14 protein-coding genes and 1 riboswitch are annotated in these 16640 nt (G+C 36.8%); of the genes, 7 read left to right on the forward strand and 7 right to left on the reverse strand.

Annotation, left to right across the window (positions count from 1 at the left end):
- Positions 1-257: 257 nt before the first annotated feature.
- From AAX18_RS07625 to pgi, 3 genes are all read left to right on the forward strand, one after another.
- On the forward strand, positions 258-1673 hold the full coding sequence (locus AAX18_RS07625) for a replicative DNA helicase (protein WP_268988379.1): 1416 nt from the start codon (positions 258-260) through the stop codon (positions 1671-1673).
- A gap of 9 nt (positions 1674-1682) precedes the next feature.
- Entirely contained in the window at positions 1683-2765 is a 1083-nt protein-coding gene (gene alr, locus AAX18_RS07630) for an alanine racemase (protein ID WP_046953461.1), read from the forward strand.
- Between the two features lie 106 nt (positions 2766-2871).
- Positions 2872-4521 (forward strand): glucose-6-phosphate isomerase, encoded by a 1650-nt coding sequence (gene pgi / locus AAX18_RS07635; RefSeq protein ID WP_046953462.1) that lies wholly within the window; start codon positions 2872-2874, stop codon positions 4519-4521.
- A 221-nt stretch (positions 4522-4742) separates the two neighbouring features.
- Here the strand turns inward: pgi and AAX18_RS07640 are convergent, their stop codons facing one another.
- Genes AAX18_RS07640 through AAX18_RS07650 form a run of 3 tightly spaced genes read right to left on the reverse strand, consistent with a single transcriptional unit; the run spans position 4743 to position 6104 of the window.
- Positions 4743-5207: an outer membrane lipoprotein gene (locus AAX18_RS07640; protein WP_046953463.1), complete on the reverse strand. Its 465-nt coding sequence runs from the start codon at positions 5205-5207 to the stop codon at positions 4743-4745.
- Between the two features lie 26 nt (positions 5208-5233).
- On the reverse strand, positions 5234-5530 hold the full coding sequence (locus tag AAX18_RS07645; RefSeq protein WP_046953464.1) for a hypothetical protein: 297 nt from the start codon (positions 5528-5530) through the stop codon (positions 5234-5236).
- A gap of 4 nt (positions 5531-5534) precedes the next feature.
- On the reverse strand, positions 5535-6104 hold the full coding sequence (locus tag AAX18_RS07650) for a VOC family protein (protein WP_046953465.1): 570 nt from the start codon (positions 6102-6104) through the stop codon (positions 5535-5537).
- A 79-nt stretch (positions 6105-6183) separates the two neighbouring features.
- On the opposite strand from AAX18_RS07650, the gene argS reads away from it, so the two are divergent.
- A complete protein-coding gene (gene argS / locus AAX18_RS07655) occupies positions 6184-7917 on the forward strand; it encodes an arginine--tRNA ligase (RefSeq protein ID WP_046953466.1) in 1734 nt (577 codons plus the stop codon).
- Positions 7918-8210: 293 nt separating this feature from the next.
- On the opposite strand, the gene ilvN is transcribed toward argS, so the two are convergent.
- From ilvN to AAX18_RS07670, 3 genes are all read right to left on the reverse strand, one after another.
- Positions 8211-8702: an acetolactate synthase small subunit gene (gene ilvN / locus AAX18_RS07660; protein WP_005626246.1), complete on the reverse strand. Its 492-nt coding sequence runs from the start codon at positions 8700-8702 to the stop codon at positions 8211-8213.
- Positions 8702-10423 carry an acetolactate synthase 3 large subunit gene (locus tag AAX18_RS07665; protein WP_046953467.1) on the reverse strand — a complete coding sequence of 574 codons (1722 nt, stop codon included), beginning with the start codon at positions 10421-10423 and terminating at the stop codon, positions 8702-8704. Before AAX18_RS07665 ends, ilvN begins: the two co-directional genes overlap by 1 nt.
- Positions 10424-10690: 267 nt before the next feature.
- Positions 10691-12211 carry a Na+/H+ antiporter NhaC family protein gene (locus AAX18_RS07670; RefSeq protein WP_046953468.1) on the reverse strand — a complete coding sequence of 507 codons (1521 nt, stop codon included), beginning with the start codon at positions 12209-12211 and terminating at the stop codon, positions 10691-10693.
- A gap of 57 nt (positions 12212-12268) precedes the next feature.
- Positions 12269-12444: riboswitch (Lysine riboswitch) on the reverse strand.
- Positions 12445-12660: 216 nt separating this feature from the next.
- On the opposite strand from AAX18_RS07670, the gene AAX18_RS07675 reads away from it, so the two are divergent.
- The 3 genes from AAX18_RS07675 (at position 12661) to aroA (ending at position 15270) form a co-directional block, all read left to right on the forward strand.
- On the forward strand, positions 12661-13065 hold the full coding sequence (locus AAX18_RS07675; RefSeq protein WP_046953469.1) for an H-NS histone family protein: 405 nt from the start codon (positions 12661-12663) through the stop codon (positions 13063-13065).
- A gap of 70 nt (positions 13066-13135) precedes the next feature.
- Positions 13136-13972 carry a formyltetrahydrofolate deformylase gene (gene purU, locus AAX18_RS07680; RefSeq protein ID WP_046953470.1) on the forward strand — a complete coding sequence of 279 codons (837 nt, stop codon included), beginning with the start codon at positions 13136-13138 and terminating at the stop codon, positions 13970-13972.
- On the forward strand, positions 13972-15270 hold the full coding sequence (gene aroA, locus AAX18_RS07685) for a 3-phosphoshikimate 1-carboxyvinyltransferase (RefSeq protein WP_046953471.1): 1299 nt from the start codon (positions 13972-13974) through the stop codon (positions 15268-15270). The genes purU and aroA overlap by 1 nt, the downstream gene beginning before the upstream one ends.
- 223 nt (positions 15271-15493) lie before the next feature.
- On the opposite strand, the gene AAX18_RS08630 is transcribed toward aroA, so the two are convergent.
- A complete protein-coding gene (locus AAX18_RS08630; RefSeq protein ID WP_052748878.1) occupies positions 15494-16633 on the reverse strand; it encodes a fimbrial protein in 1140 nt (379 codons plus the stop codon).
- Between the last annotated feature and the right edge of the window lie 7 nt (positions 16634-16640).

Below are 16640 nucleotides of genomic sequence, written 5' to 3' on the forward strand. Positions count from 1 at the left end.
CAAAAGTAGCACTTCAATCATTAAAAGAAAAAGGTTACTTATCTACTGGTGATTTAGTGCTTGTTACTCACGGTGGTCAAGGTGCGACACAAACCAACGTATGTCGTACATTAATTGTTGAATAATCAACAATATGAATACTTTAAAATGAAAGAGCGGTGGATTTTTCCACCGTTTTTTATTTCCTTTTTTCACCGCACTTTTCACTTAAATCCAATAGATATTTGCGGTATCATAGACGACATTCTAGTATCGAAATAAGTCCTATGGCATCACAACCTCAAATCAAATCTTCTGACAAAAAAACAGCACAAATAAGTATTCCACCGCACTCACTTGAGGCTGAACAAGCCGTGTTGGGTGGCATCATGCTGAGCAATCAACATTGGGATGGTATTGCTGAACGTGTGATTGCTGACGATTTTTATACTTTTCAGCATCGTCTAATTTTTACAGAAATGGAACATCTAATGCGTAATCAATCGCCTATTGATTTAATTACGCTAGATCAAGCCTTAAGAAACCGTGGTGTAAGCGATGAAGTGGGTGGGTTTGCTTATCTAGCAGAGCTTTCCAATAATACTCCGAACGCCATTAATATTTTGGCTTATGCGGATATTGTGAGAGAAAAAGCCATATTACGAGAACTTATTTCGGTAGGAAATCGTATTGCTGAAAATAGCTATTCTCCCAAAGGACAAGACATCAAGTTAATTCTTGATGAAGCAGAGCGTGAAGTATTTGCGATTGCAGAAAAACGGACGACTTCTAGCGAAGGTCCACAAAATGTGATCAATGTTCTGGAAAGTACTATTGAAAAAATCGATATTTTGAGCAAACTTGAAAATCATTCAGGCGTAACGGGCATTACGACCGGTTTCACTGATCTTGATAAAAAAACGGCAGGTTTACAGCCTTCTGACTTAATTATCGTGGCGGCACGTCCGTCAATGGGTAAAACTACTTTCGCCATGAACCTTTGCGAAAATGCCGCAATGGCAAGTGAAAAACCTGTTTTAGTATTTAGTTTAGAAATGCCAGCAGAACAAATTATGATGCGTATGATCGCATCACTTGCTCGCGTTGATCAAACTAAAATCCGAACAGGTCAAAATTTAGATGAGATCGAGTGGAACAAAATTGCTAGCGTAGTTGGGATGTTCAAGCAAAAAAATAATCTTTATATCGATGACTCTTCAGGCCTAACGCCTACTGATGTTCGTTCCCGCGCACGCCGAGTTTATCGTGAAAATGCTGGATTAAGTATGATCATGGTGGATTATTTGCAATTAATGCGCGCACCCGCATTTTCAGATAACCGAACACTAGAAATCGCAGAAATATCCCGTTCCCTCAAAGCGCTCGCCAAAGAATTACAAGTGCCAGTAGTCGCGCTTTCTCAATTAAATCGTACTTTAGAACAACGTGCAGACAAACGCCCTGTAAACTCAGATTTACGTGAATCAGGCTCCATTGAGCAAGATGCAGACTTGATTATGTTTATTTACCGAGATGAAGTCTATAACGATAACTCGGAAGATAAAGGTGTTGCAGAAATTATTATCGGTAAACAGCGTAATGGCCCGATTGGTCGAGTGCGGTTAAAATTTAATGGACAATTCTCACGCTTCGATAATCTCGCCGAACAACGTGAATATCATGATGATTATTAAGGAATAACAATGAATGTAAAACCGGCGACAGCGAAAATTAGCTCGCACGCCTTAAAACAAAATTTAGAAATAATTAAACAAAAAGCACCAAATAGTAAAATCATCGCCGTGGTTAAAGCAAACGCCTATGGTCACGGCGTTGTGTTTGTCGCATCAACTTTAGAACAAAATGTTGATTGCTTTGGCGTGGCTCGTTTAGAAGAGGCTCTGGCATTACGTTCCAATGGTATTACTAAACCAATTTTATTGCTTGAAGGCTTTTTTAATGAACAAGATTTGCCCGTCTTAGCGGTCAATAATATCGAAACTATCGTACATAATCGCGAACAATTGGATGCACTAAAACGTGCAAATTTACCAAGTCCAATTAAAGTTTGGTTAAAAATAGACACAGGCATGCATCGTTTAGGTGTTGCATTAGATGAAGTGGATTTTTTCTATAATGAACTTAAAAAACTTCCATATATTCAACCGCACTTAGGCTTTGTCAGCCATTTTAGCCGCGCTGATGAATTAGAATCCAATTATACCCAACTTCAAATCAACCGCTTTTTATCCGCTACAAAAGATAAACAAGGTGAACGTACTATTGCCGCGTCAGGCGGCATTCTCTTCTGGCCAGAATCTCATCTGGAATGTATCCGCCCAGGTATTATTATGTATGGCATTTCACCAACTGATACCGTCGGCGCTGAGTTTGGTTTAACGCCAGTAATGAATTTAACTTCATCATTGATTGCTGTTCGCAACCATAAACAAGGTGAACCAGTTGGATACGGTGGCATTTGGACAAGTTCGCATGATACAAAAATCGGCGTTGTGGCTATTGGCTATGGCGATGGATATCCTCGAGATGTGCCTGAAGGCACGCCTGTTTATTTGAATGGTCGTATCGTGCCAATCGTTGGAAGGGTTTCAATGGATATGTTAACCGTTGATTTAGGATCTGATAGTCAAGATCAGGTAGGTGATGAAGTAATTCTATGGGGTAAGGAATTACCTATTGAAACCGTAGCTAAATTCACGGGAATTTTAAGCTATGAGCTAATTACAAAATTAACACCGCGTGTTATAACTGAATATGTTGATTAATCTGTTAATCACTGCATTTTCTGAAAAGAGGGATTCATTCCCTCTCTAATAAAAATCCTAGAAAGTGCGGTTAAAATTTTGATTATTTTTAATGAAAGGAAATACCATGAAAAACATTAACCCTACTCACACCCATGCGTGGAAATCTCTCGAAGCACATAAAGCTGAATTGTCAAACACCACCATCCAAGATTTATTTAAACAAGAAAAAAATCGTTTTGACGATTATTCTTTAACATTCAATAACCAAATTCTTGTAGATTTTTCCAAAAACAACATCAATCAAACAACCCTTTCACATCTTCGCCAACTTGCTCAAGAATGCTCTCTTGATAGCGCAAAAGAAGCAATGTTTACAGGTGAAAAAATCAATCGTACTGAAAATCGAGCTGTATTACATACCGCACTACGCAATCGCTCTAATACTCCAGTGCTTGTTGATGGCAAAGATGTTATGCCTGAAGTCAATGCGGTGCTAGCTAAAATGAAAGATTTCTGTCAGCGTATTATTTCTGGGGAATGGAAAGGCTATACAGGCAAAGCAATTACTGATGTTGTGAATATTGGTATTGGTGGCTCTGATTTAGGTCCTTATATGGTAACAGAAGCACTTCGCCCGTATAAAAATCATCTAAATATGCACTTCGTTTCAAATATAGACGGCACACATATTGCGGAAACCTTAAAAAAAGTCAATCCAGAAACCACTCTTTTCTTAGTGGCATCTAAAACGTTTACCACTCAAGAAACCATGACAAATGCGCAAAGTGCACGTGATTGGTTACTAAAAGCAGCGAAAGATGAAAGCGCGGTTGCAAAACATTTTGCAGCTCTATCAACCAATGCTAAAGATGTAGAAAAATTTGGTATTGATACCAATAACATGTTTGAATTTTGGGATTGGGTTGGCGGTCGTTACTCTTTATGGTCAGCTATTGGTCTTTCAATTGCACTATCAATTGGCTTTGAAAACTTTGAAGAGTTATTGAATGGCGCGCATGAAATGGATAAACATTTCCGTTCTACTCCAATTGAAAAAAATATTCCAACCACCTTAGCATTAGTTGGCTTATGGAATACCAATTTCCTTGGTGCACAAACAGAAGCGATCTTACCTTATGATCAATATTTACATCGCTTCGCGGCTTATTTCCAACAAGGTAATATGGAATCAAATGGTAAATATGTGGATCGTGATGGCTATGTCATTAACAATTACCAAACTGGCCCTATCATTTGGGGAGAACCAGGTACAAATGGACAACATGCGTTCTATCAATTAATTCACCAAGGCACTACTTTAATTCCTTGTGATTTTATCGCGCCGGCCCAAAGCCATAACCCATTGGCAGATCATCATAATAAATTGCTTTCTAACTTCTTCGCACAAACAGAAGCATTAGCATTCGGAAAAACAAAAGAGGAAGTCGAGGCTGAATTTGTAAAAGCGGGTAAATCTTTGGATGATGTAAAAAATATTGTTCCATTTAAAGTATTCACTGGTAATAAGCCAACTAATTCGATTCTCATTCAAAAAATCACGCCATTTACCTTGGGGGCATTAATTGCTATGTATGAACATAAAATCTTCGTACAAGGTGTGATTTTCAATATCTTTAGTTTCGATCAATGGGGTGTAGAACTAGGCAAACAACTGGCAAACAGAATTCTTCCTGAATTAACAGATTCTGAAAAAGTAGCAAGTCATGACAGTTCAACCAATGGGTTAATTAATCAATTTAAAGCATGGCGTTAATTGTTTATTTAATATAAAAGATTTAAACAATTATAATTTTATATCAAGGACTAAATTCCATATTTATTATAGGATTTAGTCCTTTAATTTATCTTTAAGATGTTATGAATAGATATAGCAATTTTTAATTAATTGTTTTTTGTATGTTTAATAATAAAAAAATCAGCGCCTTAACTGATTAAGACGCTGATTAATAATATATTAAGCGTTAACGCTATTAGTTATAGCACAGAAACATTTAAGTTTGAGCCACCACCCACAATACGAACTCGGCGACCAGCTACAAAACTGCCGTCAGCCTTTTGAACGACAACGATTTCTTGACCATCATCTTTCTTAATTACAAGTTCAGCGCCATTTACTTGACTCATCTTTTCTTCGATTTTGCTTCCAGCTACTGCACCGCCAATCGCACCAACTACTGCAGCAATAGCTTGACCACGACCACCGCCAATTGCACTACCAGCAATACCACCTAAAGCACCGCCACCAAGTGTACCAACAACACCTTGATTATCAGCTTGGATTTTAACAGGACGCACAGAAACAATCGTACCATAAGTAATTGAACGAGCTTCTTTAGCTTGAGATGCGCTATAAACATCACCACTGAAAATATCAGTATTTGCACAACCAGTTACACTAAAAGCAACTAACAGTGCTAATGCCATATTTGTTTTTTTCATATAATATTCTCTATGTTAGAAAGGAATTAAAGTGAGTTTCTTGGAGAAAAAGTTGAAATATTTTTAGTATTACCATTATCAGATACTAAAACACAAGCACCAACAACTAAAGTTGAATCATACTTGTGAGCAAGCTCAACTTGATCGCCATCCTGCTGACGACCTGAACAATCATTTTTACGGATGGTTAATTTAAGATTTTCACCTTCCATTTGGCTAAAAACGATTTGGCCTTTATAAGCATTTTCATCTTTTTGGGAAGAAGAACAAGCGCTTAAACCTACAGCCGCTAAAACCGTTAATGCAAGAGATAATTTTTTCATTTTGCTAAACCTCGAGTATTTTCTTTATAGAATAAGGATGAACCTTAATACAAGTATGATTTGATGTCTTATCAACAAAACTTACTGCAATAGATGGATTAGGCAATCTCTCGCCATCCACTTTAGGCTCACTCACTTTAATAGTTAATTGAGTTAATTCGCTCAATAAAAAACGCATATTAATACGCTGTACCCATTCATTTATCGATTCATTCGGTAAAAATGGCACTACAACCTCAATATGCTCCCAACCTTCTACGGGATACTCCTTATTTTTAGGGAACGGAAGTTCAATAACATCAACGAACTGATTAGCAAATTTCACTGCTTTTTCTAACTGAATTAGATAAATCTTGCGCCCGTTGACAACGTTATCGGATAAAATTCTACCGTATTTCAATAAAAGTGTCAGCCAGTCTTTTGCATTTTGTTCATTATTTACACGCACAGCAAGGTGATCAATTTCATAATTTGAAAAATCAATTAACATTATTTGAGCTAATTGTTGAATTTTTTTTTCAAATTCTGCCAAATCAGAAAAAAGTGCGGGTGATTTTTCCTGTAAATTTGTCATTTTGTCCCTTTGAGAAACTCATAAAGAACGGTATCATAGCCGATTATTTTCATTATTCAATTTGAACATAGGAAAAAACGTGAATATTCAATCTATTTTATCCGACAAAATCAAACAAGCTATGATTCTTGCTGGAGCAGATCAATCTTGCGATGCGCTTGTTCGTCAATCAGGAAAACCACAATTTGGCGATTATCAAGCCAATGGCATTATGGCTGCGGCGAAAAAATTAGGTTTAAATCCACAAGAATTTGCTCAAAAAGTTTTAGATAATGCTCAACTATCTGATATTGCAGAAAAATTAGAAATCGCAGGGCCAGGCTTTATTAATATTTTCTTAAATCCAACTTGGCTAACAACAGAGGTTTCAACTGCGCTTTCCCAAAAGAATTTTGGCATTCAAGCTACGGATAAGCAAACTGTCGTGATTGATTATTCATCACCAAACGTAGCAAAAGAAATGCATGTAGGTCACTTGCGCTCTACTATCATTGGTGATGCAGTTGTGAGAACCCTAGAATTTTTAGGTCACAATGTCATTCGAGCAAACCATGTTGGTGACTGGGGAACTCAATTCGGTATGCTTATTGCTTATCTTGAAAAAATGCAAAACGAGCATGCGAGTGAAATGGAATTGCAAGATCTTGAAGCCTTTTATCGTGAAGCCAAAAAACATTACGATGAAGATGAAGTTTTTGCTGAAAAAGCGCGTAATTATGTTGTGAAATTACAAGGTGGTGATGAATATTGTCGAGCGATGTGGAAACGTTTAGTCGACATCACCATGCAACAAAATCAACACAACTATGATCGCTTGAATGTAACTTTAACCGAAAAAGATGTGATGGGTGAAAGTCTTTATAATCCTATGTTACCAAACATCGTAGAAGATCTTAAAAAACAAGGCTTAGCTGTAGAAGATGATGGTGCATTGGTTGTTTATTTGGATGAATTCAAAAATAAAGAAGGCGACCCAATGGGCGTGATCGTTCAGAAAAAAGATGGCGGTTTCCTTTACACTACAACCGATATTGCTGCAGCAAAATATCGTTATGAAACATTAAAAGCTGATCGCGCACTTGTTTTTTCAGATACTCGCCAAAGCCAACATATGCAACAAGCTTGGTTAATTACTCGTAAAGCAGGTTATGTACCAGACAGTTTCTCTTTAGAGCATAAAAACTTTGGGATGATGCTTGGTAAAGATGGCAAACCATTTAAAACCCGTACCGGTGGCACAGTGAAATTAGCCGATCTATTAGATGAAGCGATTGAGCGCGCCACTGTATTAATTAATGAAAAAAATACAAATTTATCTAATGATGAAAAAGAAGCCGTGATTGAGGCTGTCGGTATTGGTGCGGTGAAATATGCAGATCTCTCCAAAAACCGTACTACTGATTACGTTTTTGATTGGGATAACATGTTAAGCTTTGAAGGTAACACTGCGCCTTATATGCAATATGCTTATACCCGAATTCGTTCGATCTTTAATAAAACAGATATAAATTCGACCGCACTTTTAGCTGTACCTTTAACGCTTGAAGAGGATAAAGAAAGAGCGCTTGCAATTAAACTTCTACAATTTGAGGAAGCTGTGCAAACTGTCGGAAAAGAAGGCACACCACACGTGCTTTGTGCTTATTTATACGAACTAGCAGGCATATTCTCGTCATTCTATGAACATTGCCCAATTTTAAATTCTGAAGATGAGTCCGTAAAATTAAGCCGTTTGAAATTGGCATTATTAACGGAAAAAACCTTAAAACAAGGTTTAGAGTTACTCGGTATTAAAACCGTAGAAAAAATGTAATTTAGATAATTAAAATCCCTTTCTCACGAAAGGGATTTTTTATGCTTATTTACAGAATAAAAAAAGTGCCCCAATGGGGCACTACTCGGAAAGCAAAATAGATGTCGGCTATTTAAGATAGCACTTGTTTTTAGTAGCCTCAGAATAAAGAAATCCGATCAGTTATGCAAATACATATTTTTAGATTTGTGAACTTGGTCACGATTTTTTTATAAAAAAACTAAAAACACATATATTTCTAATAAAGTGCGGTAAAATTCTATTAAAATATTTCCGCACTTTACGCCCCTACTTTAGAGAATATTCTTTTCTCCACGAGACACACTAATCAACCCAGAGCGAACAATTTCCAACAATGTGGTTTCTTCTTTCAATGCAGAAATAAATGCATCAATTTTATCTTTGGTTCCACTTAATTGGATCGTGTAAGATTTAGGTGTGACATCTACAATTTGTCCACGGAAAATATCGGCTAAACGTTTAATCTCATCGCGAGATGAACCCACTGCTCTCACCTTCGCTAAAACAATTTCACGGACTATATGCTCTTGCTCACTCAAATTAATCACTTTAAACACATCCACTAATTTATGGAGTTGTTTCTCAATTTGTTCCAATACTTGAGCATCGCCCACCGCTTCAATAGTCATTCGAGAAAGTGTTGGATCATCCGTTGGTGCCACCGTCAAACTTTCAATATTAAAAGCACGTTGAGAGAACAAACCAACAACACGCGATAAAGCACCAGACTCATTTTCGAGTAAAACAGATAAAATTCTACGCATTAGTTTGTCTCCTCTTGAGGTTTACTTAAAATCATTTCATTCATTGCGCCACCACGAATTTGCATTGGATATACATGCTCAGATTCATCTACATTAATATCCACAAATACTAATTTATTTTTCATACTAAATGCTTCTTGCAATTTGCTTTCGAGTTCATCTGGCGTAGCAATTTTTATACCGACATGACCATAAGATTCTGCCAATTTCACAAAATCAGGTAATGAATTCATATAAGTTTGCGAATGGCGACCAGAATAAATCAAGTCTTGCCATTGTTTTACCATTCCCAAGAAATGATTGTTCAAACAAATAATGACAACAGGAATGCCATACTGCGTTGCGGTAGAAAGCTCTTGAATATTCATTTGAATACTTCCATCACCAGTAACACAAACAACAGTTCCTTCCGGATGAGCCAATTTCACGCCTAATGCAGCGGGTAAACCAAATCCCATGGTGCCAGCACCGCCAGAGTTAATCCAATGACGAGGTTCATCGAACGGATAATGTAACGCAGCAAACATTTGATGTTGCCCTACATCAGAAGCTACATACGCCTGTCCTTTAGTAAGACGATATACCGCTTCCATAACTTGTTGTGGTTTAATCACGCTAGAAGTGCGGTCAAATTCCAAACATTTTTTTGCTTTCCATTGGTTGATTTCTTGCCACCAACTTTCAAGATCTGTTTGAGATTTCAATCCCTCTTCATTCAATAAACTCAAAAATTCTTCTAATACATTTTTCGCATTTCCAACAATTGGAATCGCTGCTGGCACATTTTTAGAAATCGAGGTTGGATCAATATCAATATGAATCACTTTGGCATTCGGGCAATATTTTTCTAAATTATTTGTTGTACGATCATCAAAACGAACGCCAATCCCCAAAATAAGATCACTTTCGTGCATTGCCGTATTAGCTTCGAAAGTACCGTGCATCCCTAACATGCCTAGGAATTGTTTATCCGTACTTGGATAAGCGCCTAATCCCATTAATGATGAGGTAACTGGTAAATTTAACCGTTGTGCAAACTGAATTAACTGCGTACTACATTCAGCAGCAATCGCGCCGCCACCGACGAAAAGTATTGGTTTCTTCGCTACTAAAAGTGCTTTTAATGCTTTTTTAATTTGGCCTTTATGCCCATTTACTGTTGGATTATAAGAGCGTAACTCTACAGATTCAGGATATTCATAGGGATATTTAAAATTCGGATTTACAGTATCTTTTGGAATATCCACCACAACAGGACCTGGACGACCAGTTGATGCGATATAAAAAGCTTTTTTCAAAATAGAGGGAATATCTTCCGCTTTTTTAACAATAAAGCTATGCTTCACAACAGGACGAGAAATCCCCACCATATCACACTCTTGGAATGCATCTCGGCCAATTAAATTACTCATGACCTGACCAGAAATAATGACCATAGGAACGGAATCTGTATAAGCAGTTAAAATCCCAGTAATTGCATTTGTTGCTCCAGGCCCCGAAGTCACTAACACACATCCAACTTTACCTGTAGAACGTGCATAGCCATCCGCCATATGCACAGCCGCTTGTTCATGGCGAACCAAAATATGTTCAATACCACCTAATGTATGGATCGCATCATAAATATCTAATACTGCCCCACCTGGATAACCAAATAAATACTCTACGCCTTCATCGCGTAAAGATTGAACGACCATCTCTGCGCCAGATAACTTCTTCATTTTTTACTCCTAAAACGAACCGCACTTTCAAAAGTGCCCATGCCTTGTATCAATGATTTACATCATACTAAGCAAAAAGTTTTTGTCTAGTCTACATAACGGCTAAAAAACACCAACAAAACAGAATAAAAAATCAAACAACTACACAAAATCAGATTTTTATAAAAAAAATAACACTTTTAAATAAAAAAATGCGACCTTATGTCGCATTTTATAAATTTATCAAAATTTTATATTTTATTTAGATTTTTGAGCAAGATCACATTTTTAACGTTTTTTCACTGCAAATACGATTAAAAATAATGAAACCGCTGTCGCAGCAAAACCAGCCAAACCTGAATAAGTGAAGCCTACCACGATGTAACCAATGGCTGTTGCGGCTGCAACTGTCGCAGCATAAGGAAGCTGAGTAGTCACATGATCCATATGGTTACATTTTGCACCAGTTGAAGACAAAATCGTTGTATCCGATACTGGCGAACAATGGTCACCACATACAGCCCCCGCCATTACTGCTGATAAACAAGGGAGTAATAATTCTGGCGCGGCATTTGCAGCCATAGCCGCTGCAATTGGTAACATAATACCAAATGTCCCCCAGCTAGTACCGGTTGAGAATGCCATTGCAGAACCAAGAATAAATAAAATTACTGGTAAAAATTGCATTGGAATATTACCGGAAACTAGAGAAGATAAATATTTACCAGTTTGCATATCCCCAACAACTTTATTAATTGTCCACGCAAAGAATAAAATTGCGATTGCACCAGCCATTGATTTAATACCTGCAATCCAAGAGCGTGCATATTCTGGAACACTCACTTGACGATCAATAATAATTAATAAAGTAGAAACTAGAATTGAGCAAGTACCACCCACAACTAAAGAAGTTCCAACAACAGTATTTTCAAACGCACCTAAAATGCTAAATTCTTTACCATTCGCTGCTAATGCTGATGCACCAGTGTAAATCATCATTGTAACCGTTGAAAAAATTAAAACTAAGATAGGTAATACGAGATTACGTACGTGACCTTTTGCACCCGTTTCTTCTTCTAATTCATCTTCAGAATTTTCCAAAGCTAATTGTTCATGGCGTGCCATTGACGCAATATCGAAAGAAAAATATGCCACAAAGAACACCATGATAATTGAGAAAATGGCATAGAAGTTCATTGAGCTCATTGCCACGAATGCACCAATTGGTGTGTATTCAGTAATCGAATAAGTCGCTAATAAACCACCTACTAAGGTAATAATGTATGCGCCCCAACTTGAAACTGGCATCATTACACACATCGGCGCAGCCGTTGAATCCAAAATATAAGCAAGTTTCGCACGAGAAACTTTAAAACGATCTGTCACTGGGCGAGCAATTGCGCCTACAGCAAGACTGTGGAAATAATCGTCAATAAAAGTAACAAAAACTAATGATGCAGCTAATAATTTAGCACCACGACGGCCTTTAATACGGCTTTGTGCCCATTCAGCAAACGCACGATTACTACCTGATACAGTTAAAAGTGCGGTTAAAACACCAAGTAATAATAAGAACAAGACAATGTTCATATTAGAGTTAATTGCGCCATCAGCATAAACAAGTGAAATCACGTTGCTTGATAGATAACTGAAAGATGAGCCAATATTCCAGCCACCTAACATTAACGCACCAACAATAATCCCTGCACTGAGAGACACCAATACACGACGAGTTGCAATGGCCAAGACAATCGCCAATAAAGCTGGAATGATTGACCAAACTGAAGATGAAAAATCGATAAGTTCCATTAAGAGATACCTACAATTAATGGAGAGAACGGAAAGCAAAGGACAGAATAAGACCAGAACAACCGTAGCGCTCCATAGTTAATCAAAAAACTATGACAGTGTCGCCCCTTTCAAGTACGCCACCAACCAAACAAAATGACTTCTATTTGATTTCGGCAATCATTCCTTTCTTTTTTCTTCATCGTTATCCACTCTGAAAAAATACTTATAATGATTGCACCTCTACTTTTGTAGTGATTCAAGAGATTACCGTAAAAAAATCCAAATGCCAACAGGTTTTATAAAATTTTTTATTAGATTGAATTAAAAATATAAAAAATAAACAAAAAGAATTTAAAGATATATCTCTGCTCCGACCATTTATTTAAAATAGATATTTACAATAAATATTATTTTCCCTATTATTAAATAAGTTTTCCACACACAAGATTATTTTATCGAGGTTTATTATGAGCGAATTAGCAAAAGGTTTGACAAATCTTCGTAATTTACGTGCAGCGGTGCGCGAATTGACTTTAGAACAAGCGGAAAGTGCTCTTGAAAAATTACAAACTGCGGTTGAAGAGAAACGTGCTAATGAAGCAGAATTAATTAAAGCAGAAACAGAGCGAAAAGAACGTTTAGCTAAATATAAAGAATTAATGGAAAAAGAAGGTATTACACCTGAAGAATTACAAGAGATCTTTGGTACTGCAGCAACATCTGCTAGAGCAAAACGTCCACCTCGCCCAGCAAAATATGCATTTATTGATGAAAATGGTGAGCGTAAAACATGGACTGGCCAAGGTCGCACACCACGCCCAATTCAAAATGCATTGAATTCTGGTAAATCATTATCTGATTTCGAAATTTAATTTTTTTATTTGAAACTAGAACCCATTTTTATGGGTTCTATTTTTTTATCTAAACGTAGCACACAACATTATGATCGAAAAAAAAATATTACTCACCGATTGTCCCGATGATAAAGGCCTAATAGCTAAAATAACCAACATCTGTTACAAACACCAACTAAATATTCTGCATAATAATGAATTTGTAGATTTTGAAACCAAGCATTTCTTTATGCGTACAGAATTGGAAGGTATTTTTAACGAAGCTACTTTATTAGAAGATCTAAAATATAGCTTACCCGAAGGAACGCATTGTCGATTAATTAGTACACAACGTAAACGAATTGTTATTTTAGTCACCAAAGAAGCTCACTGCCTCGGCGATATTTTAATGAAAAATTATTATGGTGCGCTTGATGTAGAAATTGCAGCAGTCATCGGCAACCATGATAATTTACGCGAGCTCGTTGAGCGTTTTAACATTCCGTTTCATTTGGTTAGTCATGAAGGCTTAACTCGTATTGAGCACGATAAATTATTAGCTGAAAAAATTGATGAATACACGCCAGATTATATTGTACTCGCTAAATATATGCGTGTGTTAAATCCTGAATTTGTCGCTCGTTATCCAAATAGAGTGATTAATATCCATCATTCATTCTTACCTGCTTTTATTGGTGCCAAGCCTTATCAACAAGCCTATGAACGAGGTGTAAAAATTATCGGCGCCACAGCACATTTCATTAATAATGAATTGGATCAAGGCCCAATCATTATGCAAAATGTCATTAATGTGGATCATACTTATAGCGCTGAAGCAATGATGCGTGCTGGTCGTGATGTAGAAAAAACCGTGCTAAGTCTCGCCCTTGATCTTGCTTTACACGATAGAATTTTCGTTTATAAAAATAAAACGGTGGTGTTGTAGTGGAAAAAATCACCCTTGCGCCAATAAGTGCGGTTGAAGGAACAATTAATTTACCAGGTTCTAAAAGTTTATCGAATCGCGCATTACTTTTAGCAGCCTTAGCTAAAGGCACAACAAAAGTAACCAATTTATTAGATAGTGATGATATTCGACATATGCTTAACGCTCTCAAAGCGTTAGGTGTACGCTACCAACTTTCTGATGACAAAACTATTTGTGAAATAGAAGGATTGGGCGGAGCATTCAATATACAGAACAATCTTTCTCTCTTTCTTGGCAATGCGGGTACGGCAATGCGTCCATTAACCGCAGCACTTTGCTTAAAAGGAAACCACGAAGTCGAAATCATCTTAACGGGTGAACCTCGTATGAAAGAACGGCCGATTCTCCATTTAGTCGATGCTTTACGCCAAGCGGGCGCAGATATTCGCTATTTAGAAAATGAAGGTTATCCTCCAGTCGCAATTCTTAACAAAGGGATAAAAGGTGGAAATGTCAAAATTGATGGCTCTATTTCATCCCAATTTTTGACCGCACTTTTAATGTCTGCGCCACTTGCAGAAAATGACACAGAAATCGAAATTATCGGTGAACTAGTCTCTAAACCCTATATTGACATCACCCTTGCGATGATGCGAGATTTTGGTGTTGATGTTGAAAACCATCACTACCAAAAATTTCAAGTTAAGGGAAATCAATCCTACATTTCACCTGGAAAATATTTGGTAGAAGGCGATGCCTCATCGGCATCTTACTTTCTCGCAGCTGGTGCCATTAAAGGAAAAGTAAAAGTAACGGGAATTGGCAAAAACTCTATTCAGGGCGATCGTTTATTTGCTGATGTATTAGAAAGAATGGAGGCAAAAATTACTTGGGGAGAGGATTTTATTCAAGCCGAACGTGCTGAATTACATGGCATTGATATGGATATGAACCACATTCCAGATGCCGCAATGACGATTGCGACCACTGCTCTTTTTGCTAAAGGAGAAACCATCATTCGAAATATTTATAACTGGCGCGTGAAAGAAACAGATCGTTTAACAGCAATGGCAACCGAATTACGTAAAGTCGGTGCAGAAGTCGAAGAAGGTGAAGATTTTATTCGTATTCAACCACTTACGCTCAATCAGTTTAAACATGCAGATATTGAGACTTATAACGATCACCGCATGGCAATGTGTTTTTCTCTAATCGCACTGTCCAATACACCAGTGACAATTTTAGATCCCAAATGTACTGCCAAAACCTTTCCAACATTCTTTAGTGAATTTGAGAAAATTTGCTTAAGAGATTAAATTAAAAAAGTGCGGTAAATTTCAAAAAAGTTTTCAAAATTAACCGCACTTATTTTGTTAGGGACTGAAGTAGATTATCCCCAAATTAATATCAATTACATATAAAATCTCAAAATATAATCAACCCAAACATAGATTATTTAAATCAATTAATACAGACTTAATAAGATTGAACAATGTTGAACCATAGAATGTAATTGATGATAAACTATTACTCCATTTTTTATTGATAAGAAAGAGTATAAGTTGCAATTGCTTTTACCGTACCAGGCGTAATTACACCACCGCTGTGAGCATAATATGCATAAAATGTGCTATGTGGTGTGCGTGTATCTATATCCTTACCTAGCAATATTTGATTTAGATTATTACGTTTTGAACTATCCGCGCCATAACTAATTGGGATTGGATTATCCCCTTGATAAAGTTGAATTCCCACTCCTTTAGCACTTGAATCTTTGGTTAAACTTAGAATATTTCCTCTGTTACTAGGATTAGTCGCATCTGTGAAAGTAATATAGGTGGAAATATATTTCTCGTTAACATCTCTAGGACATTCCATACGAATATTAAACTTCCCGCCATAACGTTTTCCCGCTTTAATATCTTTTGCTGCTACTGTTGGTAAATTAAGATTAATATTATTCGGACTAGTTATTTTACAAGTTTGAGGTTGTAACTGAAAAGAAAAACCAGTTAATGAAATATTTATTCTAGTATTACCTTTAAAGCCTCTGAAATTAGAGAAATCTCTTTCAAAACCAGGTCTAGCATAAGGTGCTCTAACCACCTCTATTACAGCCGCATTACTAATATTATGTATAGTTTTTTCTACTGCTATTGGTTGAGTTGATAAAAGTACGGGGGTAAGCCTTGCTTGAATATTTATACCATCTCTTGTGCAAAAACTATTTGTGGCATAAGTATCCTTATTATTAATTCGATCGATCGCAGTAAAATCTTTACCATCCCCCACCTCAATAATAACCCCAACATTTGAGTTATCAATACGATAAACTCGTTTCATTTTTCCTTCTTCGTTAATAAGGACATCTTGCTTTAAACGATTTGAAAAACCTTTTACCACAAGTGCAAAACAAACGCCTCGTCGAGCTAAGCGCTGGTCTAAAATCCCCACCGGACTACCTGTTAAGGTACGTTTATAATTCACTAATGGAAATGGTAAATGATCTCTTGCAAAAAAACCTATAGCACTAGGATTATTAGCAATAAGATTTATATTGGGATTAATCCCGCAATGTGCAAAATAATCATGCGAACCATAGCTCTCTAATGAACATATGCCAGCTATGGCATCTAAACTGATAAATCCTAGTAGCCATGCAATGGATTTCATTTTCATTTTTTAT

The sequence above is a fragment of the Haemophilus haemolyticus genome (genome assembly GCF_001008205.1).
GTDB lineage: Bacteria > Pseudomonadota > Gammaproteobacteria > Enterobacterales > Pasteurellaceae > Haemophilus > Haemophilus haemolyticus_Q.